At 62.7% G+C, this 14,596-nt stretch carries 14 protein-coding genes; 11 read left to right on the top strand and 3 right to left on the bottom strand.

Going from position 1 to position 14,596, the window contains the following annotated elements; translation table 11 throughout:
- Nucleotides 1–198 precede the first annotated feature (198 nt).
- From rfbB to HU715_RS22030, 7 genes are all read left to right on the top strand, one after another.
- Entirely contained in the window at nucleotides 199–1,281 is a 1,083-nt protein-coding gene (gene rfbB / locus HU715_RS22060; protein WP_186707280.1) for a dTDP-glucose 4,6-dehydratase, read from the top strand.
- Complete coding sequence (rfbA, locus tag HU715_RS22055; protein ID WP_186707281.1) at nucleotides 1,278–2,153, top strand: glucose-1-phosphate thymidylyltransferase RfbA; 876 nt, start codon at nucleotides 1,278–1,280, stop codon at nucleotides 2,151–2,153. Before rfbB ends, rfbA begins: the two co-directional genes overlap by 4 nt.
- Nucleotides 2,150–2,695, top strand: coding sequence for a dTDP-4-dehydrorhamnose 3,5-epimerase (rfbC, locus tag HU715_RS22050; RefSeq protein WP_186707282.1), 546 nt, complete (start codon nucleotides 2,150–2,152; stop codon nucleotides 2,693–2,695). Before rfbA ends, rfbC begins: the two co-directional genes overlap by 4 nt.
- Complete coding sequence (gene rfbD / locus HU715_RS22045) at nucleotides 2,692–3,576, top strand: dTDP-4-dehydrorhamnose reductase (RefSeq protein WP_186707283.1); 885 nt, start codon at nucleotides 2,692–2,694, stop codon at nucleotides 3,574–3,576. Before rfbC ends, rfbD begins: the two co-directional genes overlap by 4 nt.
- 68 nt (nucleotides 3,577–3,644) lie before the next feature.
- On the top strand, nucleotides 3,645–5,453 hold the full coding sequence (locus HU715_RS22040) for a sensor histidine kinase (protein WP_186707284.1): 1,809 nt from the start codon (nucleotides 3,645–3,647) through the stop codon (nucleotides 5,451–5,453).
- A complete protein-coding gene (locus HU715_RS22035) occupies nucleotides 5,450–6,841 on the top strand; it encodes a sigma-54-dependent transcriptional regulator (protein WP_186707285.1) in 1,392 nt (463 codons plus the stop codon). Before HU715_RS22040 ends, HU715_RS22035 begins: the two co-directional genes overlap by 4 nt.
- Before the next feature lie 37 nt (nucleotides 6,842–6,878).
- Nucleotides 6,879–7,334: a YiiD C-terminal domain-containing protein gene (locus tag HU715_RS22030; RefSeq protein ID WP_186707286.1), complete on the top strand. Its 456-nt coding sequence runs from the start codon at nucleotides 6,879–6,881 to the stop codon at nucleotides 7,332–7,334.
- Nucleotides 7,335–7,546: 212 nt separating this feature from the next.
- Here HU715_RS22030 and cysQ read toward each other — a convergent pair whose 3' ends face one another.
- The gene (gene cysQ / locus HU715_RS22025; protein ID WP_186707287.1) at nucleotides 7,547–8,374 is read right to left on the bottom strand and encodes a 3'(2'),5'-bisphosphate nucleotidase CysQ; all 828 of its coding nucleotides are present in this window, start codon (nucleotides 8,372–8,374) and stop codon (nucleotides 7,547–7,549) included.
- On the bottom strand, nucleotides 8,371–8,937 hold the full coding sequence (nudE, locus tag HU715_RS22020) for an ADP compounds hydrolase NudE (RefSeq protein WP_186707288.1): 567 nt from the start codon (nucleotides 8,935–8,937) through the stop codon (nucleotides 8,371–8,373). The genes cysQ and nudE overlap by 4 nt, the downstream gene beginning before the upstream one ends.
- Before the next feature lie 88 nt (nucleotides 8,938–9,025).
- On the opposite strand from nudE, the gene yrfG reads away from it, so the two are divergent.
- The gene (gene yrfG, locus HU715_RS22015; protein ID WP_186707289.1) at nucleotides 9,026–9,688 is read left to right on the top strand and encodes a GMP/IMP nucleotidase; all 663 of its coding nucleotides are present in this window, start codon (nucleotides 9,026–9,028) and stop codon (nucleotides 9,686–9,688) included.
- A 106-nt stretch (nucleotides 9,689–9,794) separates the two neighbouring features.
- On the opposite strand, the gene lysM is transcribed toward yrfG, so the two are convergent.
- Complete coding sequence (lysM, locus tag HU715_RS22010) at nucleotides 9,795–10,235, bottom strand: peptidoglycan-binding protein LysM (RefSeq protein ID WP_186707290.1); 441 nt, start codon at nucleotides 10,233–10,235, stop codon at nucleotides 9,795–9,797.
- A 133-nt stretch (nucleotides 10,236–10,368) separates the two neighbouring features.
- On the opposite strand from lysM, the gene HU715_RS22005 reads away from it, so the two are divergent.
- The 3 genes from HU715_RS22005 (at nucleotide 10,369) to HU715_RS21995 (ending at nucleotide 14,534) form a co-directional block, all read left to right on the top strand.
- Nucleotides 10,369–11,256 (top strand): LysR family transcriptional regulator, encoded by an 888-nt coding sequence (locus HU715_RS22005; RefSeq protein WP_186707291.1) that lies wholly within the window; start codon nucleotides 10,369–10,371, stop codon nucleotides 11,254–11,256.
- Between the two features lie 93 nt (nucleotides 11,257–11,349).
- Nucleotides 11,350–12,189 (top strand): formate dehydrogenase accessory sulfurtransferase FdhD, encoded by an 840-nt coding sequence (fdhD, locus tag HU715_RS22000; RefSeq protein ID WP_186707292.1) that lies wholly within the window; start codon nucleotides 11,350–11,352, stop codon nucleotides 12,187–12,189.
- A complete protein-coding gene (locus tag HU715_RS21995; RefSeq protein ID WP_186707293.1) occupies nucleotides 12,186–14,534 on the top strand; it encodes an FdhF/YdeP family oxidoreductase in 2,349 nt (782 codons plus the stop codon). The genes fdhD and HU715_RS21995 overlap by 4 nt, the downstream gene beginning before the upstream one ends.
- The last annotated feature ends 62 nt before the right edge of the window (nucleotides 14,535–14,596 follow it).

Raw genomic sequence — 14,596 nt, 5'->3', positions numbered from 1 at the left:
CCTGAGGTGGTTTTGTTCGGATGCCTATCTCGCCACCGAGTCGGGGGATAAGCAACCCCCCTGTTCAAAAATATGCACAGCCCTCCTAGGAAGCTGTATAGGAGGCTGTGTCCATGGGATATTCGCTTGCACCGCTCCCGCCATGCCGACAAGCTATGCTCCTACGCTTTGTCGTACCACGGAAAAAGGCTTACCCGGATGCGCATTCTCATCACTGGCGGTGCTGGCTTCATCGGCTCGGCGCTCATACGGCACTTGATTCTCGATACCGAACATCAGGTCCTGAACCTCGACAAGCTGACCTACGCTGGCAACCTCGAGTCCCTGAGCAGCATCGATCACGACAGCCGCTACGAGTTCGTCCAGGCCGACATAGTGGATCAAGCGGCTGTCAGTGCGGTGCTGGCGCGATTCCAACCTGACGCCATCATGCACCTGGCGGCCGAGTCCCATGTGGACCGCTCCATCGATGGCCCGGCGGACTTCATCCAGACCAACATCGTGGGCACCTACAGCCTGCTGGAAGCCACTCGCGCGTATTGGCAGGCTTTGGCAGAACCGCATAAGCGCGCGTTTCGCTTCCACCACATCTCCACCGATGAAGTGTATGGCGACTTGCACGGCGTGGATGACCTGTTCACCGAAACCACTGCCTATGCCCCAAGCTCCCCGTATTCGGCGAGCAAGGCGGCGTCCGATCATCTGGTCCGCGCCTGGCAACGCACCTACGGCTTGCCTGTGCTGTTGACCAACTGCTCGAACAACTACGGGCCGTTCCACTTCCCCGAAAAACTGATTCCCCTGGTGATTCTCAACGCGCTGGCCGGTAAACCGCTGCCGGTCTACGGCAACGGCCAGCAAGTGCGCGACTGGCTGTTCGTCGAAGACCATGCCCGGGCGCTGCTCAAAGTCGTCACTCAAGGCGCGATCGGCGAGACGTACAACATCGGCGGGCACAACGAGCAGAAAAACATCGACGTGGTGCGCAGCATCTGCGCGCTGCTCGAAGAACTGGCGCCACGCAAACCCGAAGGCGTCGAGCACTATGCCGACCTGATCAGCTTCGTCCAGGACCGCCCCGGCCATGACCTGCGTTACGCCATCGACGCCAGCAAGATCGAACGGGAACTGGGCTGGACACCTCAAGAAACCTTCGAGACCGGGCTGCGCAAGACGGTGCAGTGGTATCTGGAAAACCTGCTGTGGTGCCAACGGGTCCAGGACGGCAGTTACCAGGGCGAGCGCCTGGGCTCGCTCGACAACAAGGATGCAATTGCATGATGAAAGGAATTGTTCTGGCCGGCGGTTCCGGCACCCGCCTGCACCCGATTACCCTCGGGGTTTCCAAGCAGCTATTGCCGATTTATGACAAACCGATGATCTATTACCCGATCTCGGTGCTGATGCTCGCAGGCATCAAGGACATCCTGATTATTTCCACCCCTCAGGATCTGCCGCAATACCGCAACCTGTTGGGCGACGGTCAACAGTTTGGTGTGAATTTCAACTATGCCGAGCAGCCGTCGCCCGATGGTTTGGCCCAGGCGTTCCTGATCGGCGAGCAGTTCATTGGCAGCGATTCTGTGTGCCTGATCCTGGGCGACAACATTTTCCACGGCCAGTATTTTGGCGAGCAACTTCGGACCGCCATCAACCGACCGAGTGGCGCCACGGTGTTCGGGTACTGGGTCAAGGACCCTGAGCGATTTGGCGTGATCGACTTCGATGCAGAAGGGCGGGCGATGTCCATCGAAGAAAAACCTACCGCACCCAAATCCAGCTACGCGGTGACCGGCCTGTATTTCTACGACAATGATGTGATCGAGATCGCCAAGGCCATCAAGCCATCCAAACGCGGCGAACTGGAAATCACCGACGTCAACAATGCGTACCTGCAACGCGGCGACCTGCACGTCGAGCGCTTCGGCCGTGGTTTCGCCTGGTTGGACACCGGCACCCACGACAGCCTGCTGGAAGCCTCGCAATACGTACAGACCATCGAACATCGCCAAGGCCTGAAAGTGGCATGCCTGGAAGAAATTGCCTACCAGCAAGGTTGGGTCAGCCGCGAGCACATCCTTGAGCGCGCCCAGTATTTTGGCAAGACCGGCTACGGCCAGTACCTGTTCAAGATCGTCGGAGAAACACGTTGAACGTCATCGCCACCCGTTTGCCGGACGTCTTGATCATCGAACCGAAAGTCTTCGGTGATGATCGGGGTTTTTTCTACGAAAGCTTCAATGCCCGGGCATTTGCCGAGGCGACCGGCAGCACCCTGCCGTTCGTCCAGGACAATCACTCACGCTCCACCCGGGGCGTGCTGCGGGGCCTGCACTACCAGATCGAACAGGCCCAGGGGAAACTCGTGCGCGTCACGGCGGGGGAGGTGCTGGATATCGCGGTGGACATTCGCCGCAGCTCGCCGACCTTCGGCCAATGGGCGGGCGTTCGCCTGTCGGCGCAAAACCATCGGCAGCTGTGGGTGCCGCCAGGGTTTGCCCACGGTTTCGTCGTGCTCAGCGAATCGGCGGACTTCCTCTACAAGACCACCGATTACTACGCGCCCTCATCTGAACGCTGCATCCGCTGGGACGATCCGCAACTGACCATCGATTGGGAACTGGAAGGCGCGCCCATCCTCTCAGCCAAGGACCAGAACGGCAAGCCCTTGCACGAGGCAGACCTGTTCCCATGAGTACGCCCTTGCGCATCCTGATCATCGGCCGCAATGGCCAGGTTTCCCGAGCGCTCCAGTCGCGCCTGAGCGGCATGGGCGAGTTGCTCGTACGCGGCAGCGACCAGCTTGACCTGGCGCAGGCGGATTCCTTGCGCGCCCCCATCAAGGCCCTGAGACCCGACGTGATCATCAATGCCGCCGCCCACACGGCCGTCGACCAGGCTGAGAGCGAGCCGGAACGGGCGTTCGCCATCAATGCCACGGCGCCGGGCATCCTGGCCCAGGCAGCGGCCGAACTGGGCATACCGTTGATTCACTACTCCACCGACTACGTCTTCGATGGCCTCAAGCCCACCCCCTACACCGAGGACGACACGCCCAACCCGCTGAGTGTCTACGGGCGCAGCAAACTGGCCGGCGAAAATGCCATCCGCCAGGCTGGCGACCAGCACCTGATCCTGCGCACCAGTTGGGTGTATTCCACCGAGGGCCGCAATTTCCTGTTGACCATGCAGCGCCTGTTGCAGGAAAAACCGCAGCTGCGGGTGGTGGCCGATCAGATTGGCGCACCGACCTGGGCGGGCACCATTGCCGACAGCACCGCCCAACTGATCGAACGCTGGCAGGCCGGTCAAGCCGGAGCCTGGGGCACCTATCACCTGACCGCCCGGGGAGAGACGTCCTGGTTCGGTTTCGCCCAGGCCATCGGCGAAAACCTGCTCGAGCGACACAAGCCGTGCGCGCTACTGGAGCCCATTGCCTCCAGCGATTATCCGACGCCGGCCCCTCGACCGTTGAACTCGCGCCTGGATTGCAGCCGCCTGTCCACGGAATGGGTGGTGAGCCAGCCCGACTGGCGAAGCGCGTTGCAGCGGTGTCTGGCCGGACAAGCCTGGTAAGGCCTTACAAATAGTATTTGCGAGACAACTAGGCATAATACGCCTGACACCACAGGCGCCCCATGTTCATGAATTCCACCCTTCCTCGCAGACCCCGTTGGCGCAGCCTGGCCTTGCTCGCGCTGTGCCTGGCGCCGTTGCTGTGGCCGTTGGAGCACCTGGCCGAGCGTTATTACCGCAGTGAACTGGCCGGCCAGAACCGCCAGACCCTGGACCTTTACGTCGCCAACCTGCTGGGCACGCTGCACCGCTATGAAGTGTTGCCACAGATCCTCGGCGAGCTGCCGGCCTTGCGCGCCGCCTTGTCGGCCCCGGACGACGGTGTCACCCAAGGCAACGCCAACCGGCTGCTGAAAAACATCAGCGCCCAGACAGGCGCCGAAGTCATGTACCTGATGGACCCTTCCGGCAAGACGCTGGCCGCGTCGAACTGGGACAAACATGACAGTTTCGTTGGGCGCAATTTCGCCTTCCGGCCGTACTTCATCGAAGCCATGGCCGGGCGCCTGGGGCGTTTCTTCGGTTTGGGCACGACGTCGGCCAAGCGCGGCTATTTCTTCGCGGCCGCCGTGCACGACCGCGAAAAAGTCATCGGCGTGCTGGTGGTCAAGGTCGACCTCGACCACACCGAAAGCCTATGGGGCAAGACCCCGGAACAATTGCTGGTGACCGACCACAACGGCGTGGTCATTCTCACGTCGCGCCAGGAATGGCGCTTTCGCGCGACCCGGCCGCTCAGCGACGACGAGCGCAAGGCCATCAGCGCGGTACAACCTTATCCAACCCGCGATCCCAAACCGCTGAACCTGGATGCCAACGCCTGGCTGCCCCAGACCCAATCCATCGAAGAAACCGGCTGGAGCGTGAGCATCCTCGCCCCGCGCACGCTGATCGACCGTCCCGTGCGTACCGTGGTTGCCACCGGTGGCGCGGCCTTGCTGGTGTTGATGCTGTTGCTCGGGTTGATGATGCAACGCCGGCGCCACTATCTGGATCGGATCGCCTTCGAAGCCAAGGCCCGCCAGGAGCTGGAGGGCCGGGTGGCCGAACGGACCAGCGACCTGGAAGGGCTGAACCGACGACTGAGACAAGAAGTGCTGGAGCGCGAGCAGGCCCAGCAGGAATTGGTCCGCGCCCAGGATGACCTGGTGCAGGCCGGCAAGCTGTCGGCCCTGGGCACCATGTCGGCGAGCATTAGCCACGAGCTCAACCAGCCACTGGCGGCGATTCGCAGCTACGCGGAAAACGCCGAGATCCTGCTTGACCACCAACGCACCGAAGACGCCCGCGGCAACCTCAAACTGATCAGCGAACTGACCGGGCGCATGGCATCGATCATCGCCCACCTGCGCGCTTTCGCCCGTCGCGACCGTCATGCCCCGGAAAGCGTCGCCCTGCAGCCGGCGCTGGACGATGCCCTGGCGCTGCTCGCCAAACGCCGGCGCAGCATGGAAGTGGAGCTGATCCGCGACTTGCCGGCCGCCACGCTGTGGGTCGAGGCCGGCGAAACCCGCCTGCGCCAGGTACTCGGCAACCTGCTGGCCAACGCCCTCGATGCGCTCACCGAGAAGGGCCCGCCGCGCAAACTCTGGATCAGTGCCCAGGCCACCGACACGGGCGTCAACCTGTACATCCGTGATAACGGTCCAGGGTTTTGCATGGAAGCCTTGGGCCGCGCCGGCGAGCCTTTCTACACCACCAAGACGCGCACCCAGGGCCTTGGCCTCGGGTTGGCGATCTGCGACACCCTGATGCGCGCCTTCGGCGGCGAACTGTCGTTCGCCAACCACAAGGAAGGCGGCGCCCTGATTACCCTGAAGCTGCGCGCCGGTGCGCCCGGGGTGAGCCTGCAACCGTCCGAGGACCGAAGTGTATGACCATCGACAACCGGATTGAGGTGGTGCTGATCGATGACGATCCCCATCTGCGTCAGGCCTTGAGCCAGACCCTCGACCTGGCCGGCCTGAAAATCCTGCCCCTGGCCGAAGCCAAGGGCGTGGCCGGGCAACTGTCCCGTGACTGGCCGGGGGTGGTGGTCAGTGATATTCGCATGCCGGGCATGGACGGCCTCGAACTGCTGGGCGAACTCCACGCGCAAGACCCGGAACTGCCGGTGCTGCTGATTACCGGCCACGGTGATGTGCCGCTGGCGGTGCAGGCGATGCGCGCCGGGGCCTACGACTTCCTGGAAAAACCGTTCGCCAGCGATCACCTGCTCGACAGCGTACGCCGCGCCCTGGCCTTGCGCCGCCTGGTGCTGGACAACCGCAGCCTGCGCCTGGCCCTGAGCGATCGCCATGAACTCAGTGCCCGCCTGGTCGGCCAATCGACCCCGATGCTGCGCCTTCGCGAGCAGATCGGCGCGCTGGCCGCCACCCGTGCCGACGTGCTGATCCTCGGTGAAACCGGCGCCGGCAAGGAGGTGGTCGCCCGCGCCTTGCACGACCTCTCCGGCCGGCGCAACGGCCCCTTCGTGGCGATCAACGCCGGTGCCCTGGCCGAGTCGGTGGTGGAGAGCGAACTGTTCGGCCACGAGCCCGGTGCTTTTACCGGCGCGCAGAAACGCCGCATCGGCAAGTTCGAGTTCGCCAACGGCGGCACGCTGTTCCTGGATGAAATCGAGAGCATGAGCCTGGATGTCCAGGTCAAACTGCTGCGTCTGCTGCAAGAGCGCGTGGTGGAGCGGCTGGGCGGCAATCAACAGATCCCCCTGGATATCCGCGTCATCGCCGCGACCAAGGAAGACCTGCGCCAGGCCGCCGACCAGGGGCGTTTTCGCGCCGACCTGTATTACCGTCTCAACGTCGCGCCGCTGCGCATACCGCCGTTGCGCGAACGGGGCGAGGATGCGCTGATGCTGTTCCAGCATTTCGCCAACGAAGCCAGTGCCCGACATGGCCTGCCGCCCCACGAATTGCAGCCGGCGCACCGGGCGTTGCTGCTGCGCCACAGCTGGCCGGGCAATGTGCGAGAACTGCAGAACGCCGCGGAACGCTTTGCCCTGGGCCTGGAGCTGGCCCTGGACAACAGCGCGCCCGACGGCAACCCTGGGGCACCGGTGGAACTGGTCAGTGGCGGTTTGAGCGAGCAGGTGGAAAACTTCGAGAAAACCCTGATCGCCGCCGAATTGGCCCGCCCCCACAGCTCGGTGCGCAGCCTGGCCGAGGCCTTGGGCATTCCCCGCAAGACCCTGCACGACAAGTTGCGCAAGCATGGCCTGACCTTCGGCGACAGCAGCCAGGGGTCGGCCGATGAATCCGATTGAATTATCGTCACTACCCTGCCAAGCAAGAGGCCCCGCAATGAACCGCGACAGCCGTTACCTGGAATCGATCCTGCACCACGATATCCCCTTGACCCGGGACATGGGCCTCAAGGTGCTCGATTGGCAGGCCCGGCAACTGCGCCTGTCCTTGCCGCTGGCGGCCAACGTCAACCACAAGAGCACCATGTTCGGCGGTAGCCTGTACTGCGGCGCCGTACTCGGTGGCTGGGGCTGGCTGCACCTGGCCCTGCGCGAGGAAGGCATTGAAGACGGGCATATCGTGATTCAAGAAGGGCAGATCAGTTATCCGTTGCCGGTGACCCGCGATGCGGCCGTCGTCTGCCAAGCGCCTGAGGAAAAGCTCTGGAAACGCTTCCTGGCCACCTACCGGCGTTACGGACGGGCGCGGCTGGCCTTGCAGACCCAGGTGATGAACAGCGGGAGCGAGGACGTGGCGGTACAGTTCGAGGGGCAATACGTGTTGCACCGCTGAAACAGCACATGGCTTGGATTGTAGGGGTGGGTAGCCCCTGTGACCTGGATTGGAGGGTGGGTAGCCCCTGTGGCGAGGGAGCTTGCTCCCGCTCGGTTGCGCAGCAACCGCCAAAGCAGGGGCTGCTTCGCAACCCAGCGGGAGCAAGCTCCCTCGCCACAAAAAGCACTCTTGCCAGACAAAAAACTTTTACCACAAGAATCAGGTAGGGCTCAGGAGCGTGCCAGCTCCAACAGTTTCCCACGCCACGCCGCTTTCGCCGGCAACGCCAGGAACGACGCATTCAATAGCGACTCACGCGGTGGATAACAGAACGGCTCGCCGCTCAAATCCAGCACCGCGCCTCCCGCACCTTCCAATACCCCCTGGGCGGCGGCGGTGTCCCATTGAGAGGTTGGCGCCAACCGTGGATAACAATCCGCCGCGCCTTCGGCCACCAGGCAAAACTTCAACGAGCTGCCAATACTGGTCAGTTGCAGCTCACCCAGGCTCGCGCTCAAACCATTGAGTAGGCGCTCCTGCTCCGGGCTGGTGTGCCGGCGACTGGCGACCACGGTGAACGCCTCGCCCGGCGCCACTGCGTCACGCACCGCGATAGGCAACGGTACGCCCCCCTTGTCACCACGCCAGGCACCCAGCCCAGCGCCACCCACGTAGAAGCGACCATTGGTGGGCATCGACACCACGCCGAACACCACACGCCCCTGCTCTACCAAGGCAATGTTGACGGTGAACTCTTCGCTACCGGAAATGAATTCCTTGGTGCCATCCAGCGGGTCCACCAACCACCAGCGTTGCCAGCCGGCCCGCACGCTTTGCGCGATATCGGCGTCTTCTTCGGAAAGGATTGGAATGTCCGGGGCCAGCGCCGCCAGCCCGGCCACGAGCACATCATGAGCCGCCATGTCGGCAGCGGTCACCGGCGACTCGTCGGCCTTGTGGTTGACCAACACGTTGGCGCGCCAGAACGGCAGGATCGCCTCGCCGGCCTTGAGCGCCAGCTCGACCACCGGGGCCATCAGCGAATGAGGAAATGTCATGACAGGAATGCTCCACGCTGGGCCAGCAGGTCACGGGCCAGGTACAGCGCCGCCAAGGCCCGGCCCTCGGTGAATTGCGGGTTTTGCGCCAGGGCCGACAGCTCGTGCAGGTTGACCTTGTCCACGCGCATCGGCTCGGGCTCGTCGCCCTCCAGGCGCTCTTCATACAAATCGGTCGCCAGCACCACTTGGATCTTCTGGCTCATATAGCCAGGGGACAGCGACAACTCGGTCAGATGTTCCAACTGTCGCGCCCCGAAACCGGCCTCTTCCTTGAGCTCCCGCTCGGCCGCCGCCAGTACATCTTCCCCTGGCTCGATCAAGCCCTTGGGCAGGGACAACTCGTAAGCATCGGTGCCACCGCAATACTCTTCCACCAGCACCGCATGGTCGGCGTCGAGCATCGCCACGATCATCACCGCGCCGTAGCCTGCACCCTTGCTCGCCAGACGCTCATAAGTGCGCTCCACACCGTTGGAAAACCGCAATTTCAGTTCTTCCACACAGAACAGGCGGCTGGTAGCGACGATCCGGCGATCGAGTATGGTGGGTTTCTGGCGCATAAACGGCTCCCTGGGCGATAGCGGGCTACTATACCCGGCCTATTCTGATTGTTTGTGTCGGATATCCGATGACCGCTGGAGAAGTTTTATGGCCTTGCTGCCCTGGCATGAGATCGATACGGTTCTGCTGGACATGGACGGCACCCTGCTGGACCTGCATTACGACAACCACTTCTGGCTCGAACACCTGCCCCAGCGCTACGCCGACCTGCATGGTGTAAGCCGGGCGATGGCCGAGATGGAGCTGCAGCCATTGTTCGAGCGCAACGCCGGCCAGTTGCAATGGTATTGCCTGGATTTCTGGAGCGCCGAGCTGAAACTGCCGGTGCGCGAACTGAAGTTGGAAACCGCCCACCTGATCGCCTTGCGCCCGGACGCCGATACGTTCCTGGCCGCGATTCAGCGCGCCGGCAAACGCGTGGTGATGATCACCAACGCTCACCGCGATTCGTTGTCGCTGAAGCTCGAACGCATCGAACTGGCTCCCTACTTCGAGCGTTTGATCAGCTCCCACGACTACGGCTTCCCCAAGGAAAACCCGCAGTTCTGGGACGCATTGCAAGCCGACCTGAACTTCGACCCGGCCCGCAGCCTGTTCATCGACGACACCCTCCCGGTGTTGCGCAGCGCCCGGGATTTCGGCGTGGCGCACCTGCTGGCGGTCAGCGAGCCGGACAGTCGCAAGGGGCCGAAGGATACGGGGGAGTTCGAGGCGGTGACGGATTATCGGGAGTTGATCGAAGGGCTTTGACAGGATCGGTGTGGCGAGGGGGCTTGCTCCCGCTCGGCTGCGCAGCAGACGCATTGGGGCCGCTTCGCAGCCCAGCGGGAGCAAGCTCCCTCGCCACAAGGGGCTGCTATTCAGGGATACGCAGCACCTGCCCCGGATAGATCTTGTCCGGATGCGACAGCATCGGCTTGTTGGCCTCGAAGATCTTGTTGTACTTGTTCGCGTCGCCGTACTCGGCCTTGGAGATGGCGCTGAGGGTGTCCCCCTTCTTCACAGTCACGAAACGCGCCGCTTGTGCCACTGGGCCAGTCACGGTGATCTGGTCGTCTACGCTACCGACACCGGCGATATTACCCACCGCCAACAGGATTTTTTCCTTCTCTTCCTGGCTCGCCACTTCACCTGTGACGATGACTTTGTCGCCCTCGATGGTCGCCTGTACATTCGGATTACCCAGGCCGACCTTTGCAATGTGCTCTTTCAGTTGTTCGCTGGCATTGGCGTTACCGGGGGTCAGCAGGTCGATCAGCTTTTCACCGGCTTCCTTCACAAAGCTAAAGATACTCATGGCACACGCTCCTTGATTTAAGTGTCCAGACGCAAAGACTAGACCAGGCGAGACGAACCCGGTTCCCAGCCGACCAATGACCCCGCCACGCGCAAGCGCTAGAATCCGAATCTTCCCGCGCCCTGGAGCGAAGATGGACATCAAGCAGCTGAAATTTCTCATCGCGCTGGACGAAACCCGTCACTTCGGCCAAGCCGCCGCACGTTGCCATATCACCCAGCCAACGTTGTCGATGCGCCTGCGCAGCCTTGAAGAAGAACTCGACCTGCCATTGGTCAACCGCGGCCAACGCTTTGAAGGTTTCACCGCGCCGGGAGAACGGGTGCTGGCCTGGGCACGCACGGTGCTGGCGGCCTATGACGGGCTGCAGGCCGAAGCGGCAGCCTGCCGCGGCAACCTGGTGGGCACGCTGCGCCTGGGCGTGGTGCCGTTGTCGGACTTCGACCCGCTGGCGATGATGCAGCGCTTGCACACCGAACACCCCAGCCTGCGTTTCGAATTGTCGTCCCTGAGTTCCGAACGCATCCTCGAACAGTTGGCGAACAACCGCATCGACCTGGGCATTTCCTACTTGGAGCGGCTGGACAATGAACGCTTCGAGGCCCTGCCCTTCAGCCCCACCCGCATGGGCTTGCTTTACGACCAGCGGTATTTCTTTTTCGGTGAACAACCGTTGAGCTGGGAAGCGCTGATCGAACTGCCGCTGGGCATGCTCACCAGCGGCATGCATTTTCGTCAGTCCATCGACCACAATTTCCACAGCCGGGGTCTGACGCCCCAACCGCTGTTGCAAACCGACGCGGTGCATCAATTGTTACAAGCTGTGCATGGGGGCTTGTGTTGCGCGGTGATGCCCCTGGACAGCGGCCTGAATGTCCTGACCGAAGACTTGCGCATCCAGCCCATTGAAAACGCCCAGACACTGGTTTCGCTGGGCCTGATCATGCGGCGCGGTGCCCCCCGCTCGGCGTTGGCCGAGGCCTGTTTTGCCCTCTATCAGAAATCAGCGACGACTTCTTGATCGACGTCATCTATTGGAAGATCAGTAATAGCGATTAGACGTGGCAGATTGCCGCATTTAGTCTTAGCACTATTCCTACTTTCAGTGATGCCTATGAACGACAAGCCTCCGGTCAGTCCAGCGCCTGCGATGGAAACATCCGCGCCGGCCGCCAGCCAGAGCTATCGCTACTGCAATCTGGACCACGCCCAATCGGACAGCACCGCGCTGGCCGAGGAAGTGGCGCTGGCGATTGCCTATAACGGCATTAGCCAGGCGGTCATGCTGGTCACGCCCACCGACCTTGAAGATTTCATCGTCGGCTTCAGCCTCGGCAGCGGCATCATTGAAGACTCATCGGACATCTACGACCTGCAACTGAGCGGCACCGGTGCCGCGCACTACGCCCAGGTAACCATCGCCAACCGCGCCTTCTGGAACCTCAAGCAGCAACGCCGGCAGTTGGCGGGCACCAGTGGCTGCGGGTTGTGCGGTGTGGAAGCGGTGGAACAGGCCTTGCCCAACCTCAAGGTGCTGCCCGGCGCGTCGTTGCCTGCCGCGCAATGGCTCGATGGCCTGCGTGACCGCATCGGTCAGTTCCAGCCCTTGGGCCAACATTGCGGCGCGGTGCATGCAGCCTTGTTCATGAATGCCCAGGGTGAGTTGCTCCTGGGCCGCGAAGACATCGGTCGGCACAACGCCCTCGACAAACTGATCGGCGCGCTGATCCGGCAACAAATCCCGGTGGCCGGTGGCGTGGCGATCGTCACCAGCCGTTGCAGCCTCGAACTGATCCAGAAAGTACTGCGCGCCGGCATCCAGACCCTGGTCAGCCTGTCGTCGCCCACGGGCCTCGCCGTGCAATGGGCCCGTCAACACAACCTCAACCTCATCCACCTGCCGCAAAAAAGTGCGCCGCGGGTCTACAGCCCTGCGATGGAGAAACAAGCGTGAGCAATCATCAACAAGCCGACCAGAAACCCGTACCACGCTACAAGCCCTACAAGGGCCCAGCCGGTGGTTGGGGTGCGCTGATCAGTGTCGCTCAGGCCTGGTTGACCAGCGACAACGCGCTGAAAAACATCCGCATGATGCTCAAGACCAACCAGAACGGTGGTTTTGACTGCCCGGGCTGTGCCTGGGGCGACTCGCCGGAAAGCGGCATGGTCAAGTTCTGCGAGAACGGCGCCAAGGCCGTGAACTGGGAGGCTACCAAGCGCCGTGTCGATGCCGCATTTTTCGCCAGACACAGCGTGACCTCGCTGCTGGAACAGAGCGACTACTGGCTCGAATACCAAGGTCGCCTGACCGAGCCAATGCGCTACGACGCCGAAACCGACCGCTACAAGCCCATCAGTTGGGAAGCGGCGTTCGCCCTGGTTGGCAAGCACCTGCAGGGGCTGTCCAGCCCCAACCAGGCCGAGTTCTACACCTCGGGCCGGGCCAGCAACGAAGCGGCCTATTTGTATCAACTGTTCGTACGCGCCTATGGCACCAACAATTTCCCTGACTGCTCGAACATGTGCCACGAGGCCAGCGGCGTAGCGCTGGCCCAGAGCGTGGGCGTGGGCAAGGGCACGGTGACATTCGACGACTTCGAGCACGCCGACGCGATTTTCGTGTGGGGCCAGAACCCTGGCACCAATCATCCGCGAATGCTCGAACCACTGCGCGAGGCGGTGAAGCGCGGCGCCCAAGTGATCTGCATCAACCCGCTCAAGGAGCGTGGCCTGGAGCGCTTCCAGCATCCGCAGAGCCCGATCGAAATGCTCACCAACGGCAATAAGCCGACCAACACCGCGTACTTCCGCCCGGCCCTGGGTGGTGACATGGCGATCTTGCGCGGCATGGCGAAGTTCCTGCTGCAATGGGAGCGGGAGGCGCAGGACAGCGGTGCGCCGGCCGTGTTCGACCACGCGTTCCTCAACGAACACAGCACCAACGTGCTGGATTACCTGGCGGCGGTCGACGATACGCCATGGGCGCAGATCGTCGAGCAATCGGGCCTGACCCTGGTCGAAATCGAACAGGCGGCGCGCATGTACGCCAGAAGCAAGAACGTGATCATGTGCTGGGCGATGGGCATCACCCAGCACCGTCACTCGGTGGCGACCATCCAGGAAATCGCCAACGTGATGATGCTGCGCGGCAACATTGGCCGGCCAGGCGCAGGCCTGTGCCCGGTCCGCGGCCACAGCAACGTGCAGGGCGACCGGACCATGGGCATCAACGAACGTCCGCCAGTGGCGTTCCTCGACACGCTGGAGCGGCGCTTCCAGTTCAAGGTTCCGCGTGAGAACGGCCACAACGTGGTCGAGGCGATCCACGCCATGGCCGACGGCCAAGCGAAAGTGTTCATCGCCCTGGGCGGCAACTTCGCCCAAGCCACGCCGGACAGCCATCGCACGTTCCAGGCCCTGGCCAATTGCGATCTGACGGTGCAGATCAGCACCAAGCTCAACCGCAGCCACCTGGCCCACGGCAAGGACGCGCTGATCCTGCCGTGCCTGGGCCGCACCGACATCGATCTGCAGACCGAAGGCGCGCAAGCGGTGACCGTGGAGGACTCCTTCAGCATGGTGCATGCCTCCATGGGTCAGTTGCAGCCGCTGTCGAACCAGATGCGCTCGGAACCGTGGATCGTCGCCGGCATCGCCGCCGCCACGCTGGGTAGCCGCCCGGTGGATTGGAACTGGCTGGTGGCCGACTACAGCCGCATTCGCGACCTGATCGCCGAGACCGTCCCCGGCTTCAAGGACTTCAACGAAAAGCTGAAGAACCCCGGCGGATTCTACCTGGGCAACAGCGCCGGCTCGCGACGCTGGAACACCCCGTCGGGCCGCGCCAACTTCAAGCCGAACCGGTTGCCGACCGACCTCGTGCATGAGCGCACCCGTGCCACCGGCCAGTTGCCCGACCTGATCATGCAGTCCATGCGTTCCCACGATCAGTACAACACCACTATTTACGGCCTCGACGACCGCTATCGCGGTGTAAAGGGCCAGCGCGACGTGTTGTTCGTCAACGAAGCGGACATCATTCGCCTGGGCTTCAAGCCGGGGCAGAAAGCTGACATCGTCTCGCTCTGGGAAGACGGTCGCGAGCGTCGGGTCAAGGGGTTTACCTTGCTGGCGTTCGACATTCCGGCCGGGCAGGCTGCGGCCTACTACCCTGAAGTGAACCCGCTGGTACCGCTGGAAAGCACCGGTGATGGCAGCCATACGCCGACGTCGAAATTCGTCGCGATCCGCCTGGAAGCGGCGAGTGAGAACGGACTGATCCTGGCCAAGTCGGCTTGATACACAGTTCCATGGCGAGGAGATTGGGTTGTGTGGGAGCAAGGCTCGCCCGCGATGGATGC

This window comes from Pseudomonas zanjanensis (genome assembly GCF_014268745.2).
Taxonomy (GTDB): Bacteria; Pseudomonadota; Gammaproteobacteria; order Pseudomonadales; family Pseudomonadaceae; genus Aquipseudomonas; species Aquipseudomonas zanjanensis.
This window is presented reverse-complemented; position numbering and strand designations above follow the sequence as displayed.

Bases quoted from the DNA above. Each gene is read 5' to 3' on its own strand.
- HU715_RS22005 (WP_186707291.1), top strand. From the start codon at position 10,369: ATGGACATCAAGCAGCTGAAATTTCTCATCGCGCTGGACGAAACCCGT.
- lysM (WP_186707290.1), bottom strand. From the start codon at position 10,235: ATGAGTATCTTTAGCTTTGTGAAGGAAGCCGGTGAAAAGCTGATCGAC.
- rfbD (WP_186707283.1), top strand. From the start codon at position 2,692: ATGAGTACGCCCTTGCGCATCCTGATCATCGGCCGCAATGGCCAGGTT.
- cysQ (WP_186707287.1), bottom strand. From the start codon at position 8,374: ATGACATTTCCTCATTCGCTGATGGCCCCGGTGGTCGAGCTGGCGCTC.
- HU715_RS22030 (WP_186707286.1), top strand. From the start codon at position 6,879: ATGAACCGCGACAGCCGTTACCTGGAATCGATCCTGCACCACGATATC.
- fdhD (WP_186707292.1), top strand. From the start codon at position 11,350: ATGAACGACAAGCCTCCGGTCAGTCCAGCGCCTGCGATGGAAACATCC.
- HU715_RS22040 (WP_186707284.1), top strand. From the start codon at position 3,645: ATGAATTCCACCCTTCCTCGCAGACCCCGTTGGCGCAGCCTGGCCTTG.
- yrfG (WP_186707289.1), top strand. From the start codon at position 9,026: ATGGCCTTGCTGCCCTGGCATGAGATCGATACGGTTCTGCTGGACATG.
- nudE (WP_186707288.1), bottom strand. From the start codon at position 8,937: ATGCGCCAGAAACCCACCATACTCGATCGCCGGATCGTCGCTACCAGC.
- HU715_RS22035 (WP_186707285.1), top strand. From the start codon at position 5,450: ATGACCATCGACAACCGGATTGAGGTGGTGCTGATCGATGACGATCCC.
- rfbA (WP_186707281.1), top strand. From the start codon at position 1,278: ATGATGAAAGGAATTGTTCTGGCCGGCGGTTCCGGCACCCGCCTGCAC.
- rfbB (WP_186707280.1), top strand. From the start codon at position 199: ATGCGCATTCTCATCACTGGCGGTGCTGGCTTCATCGGCTCGGCGCTC.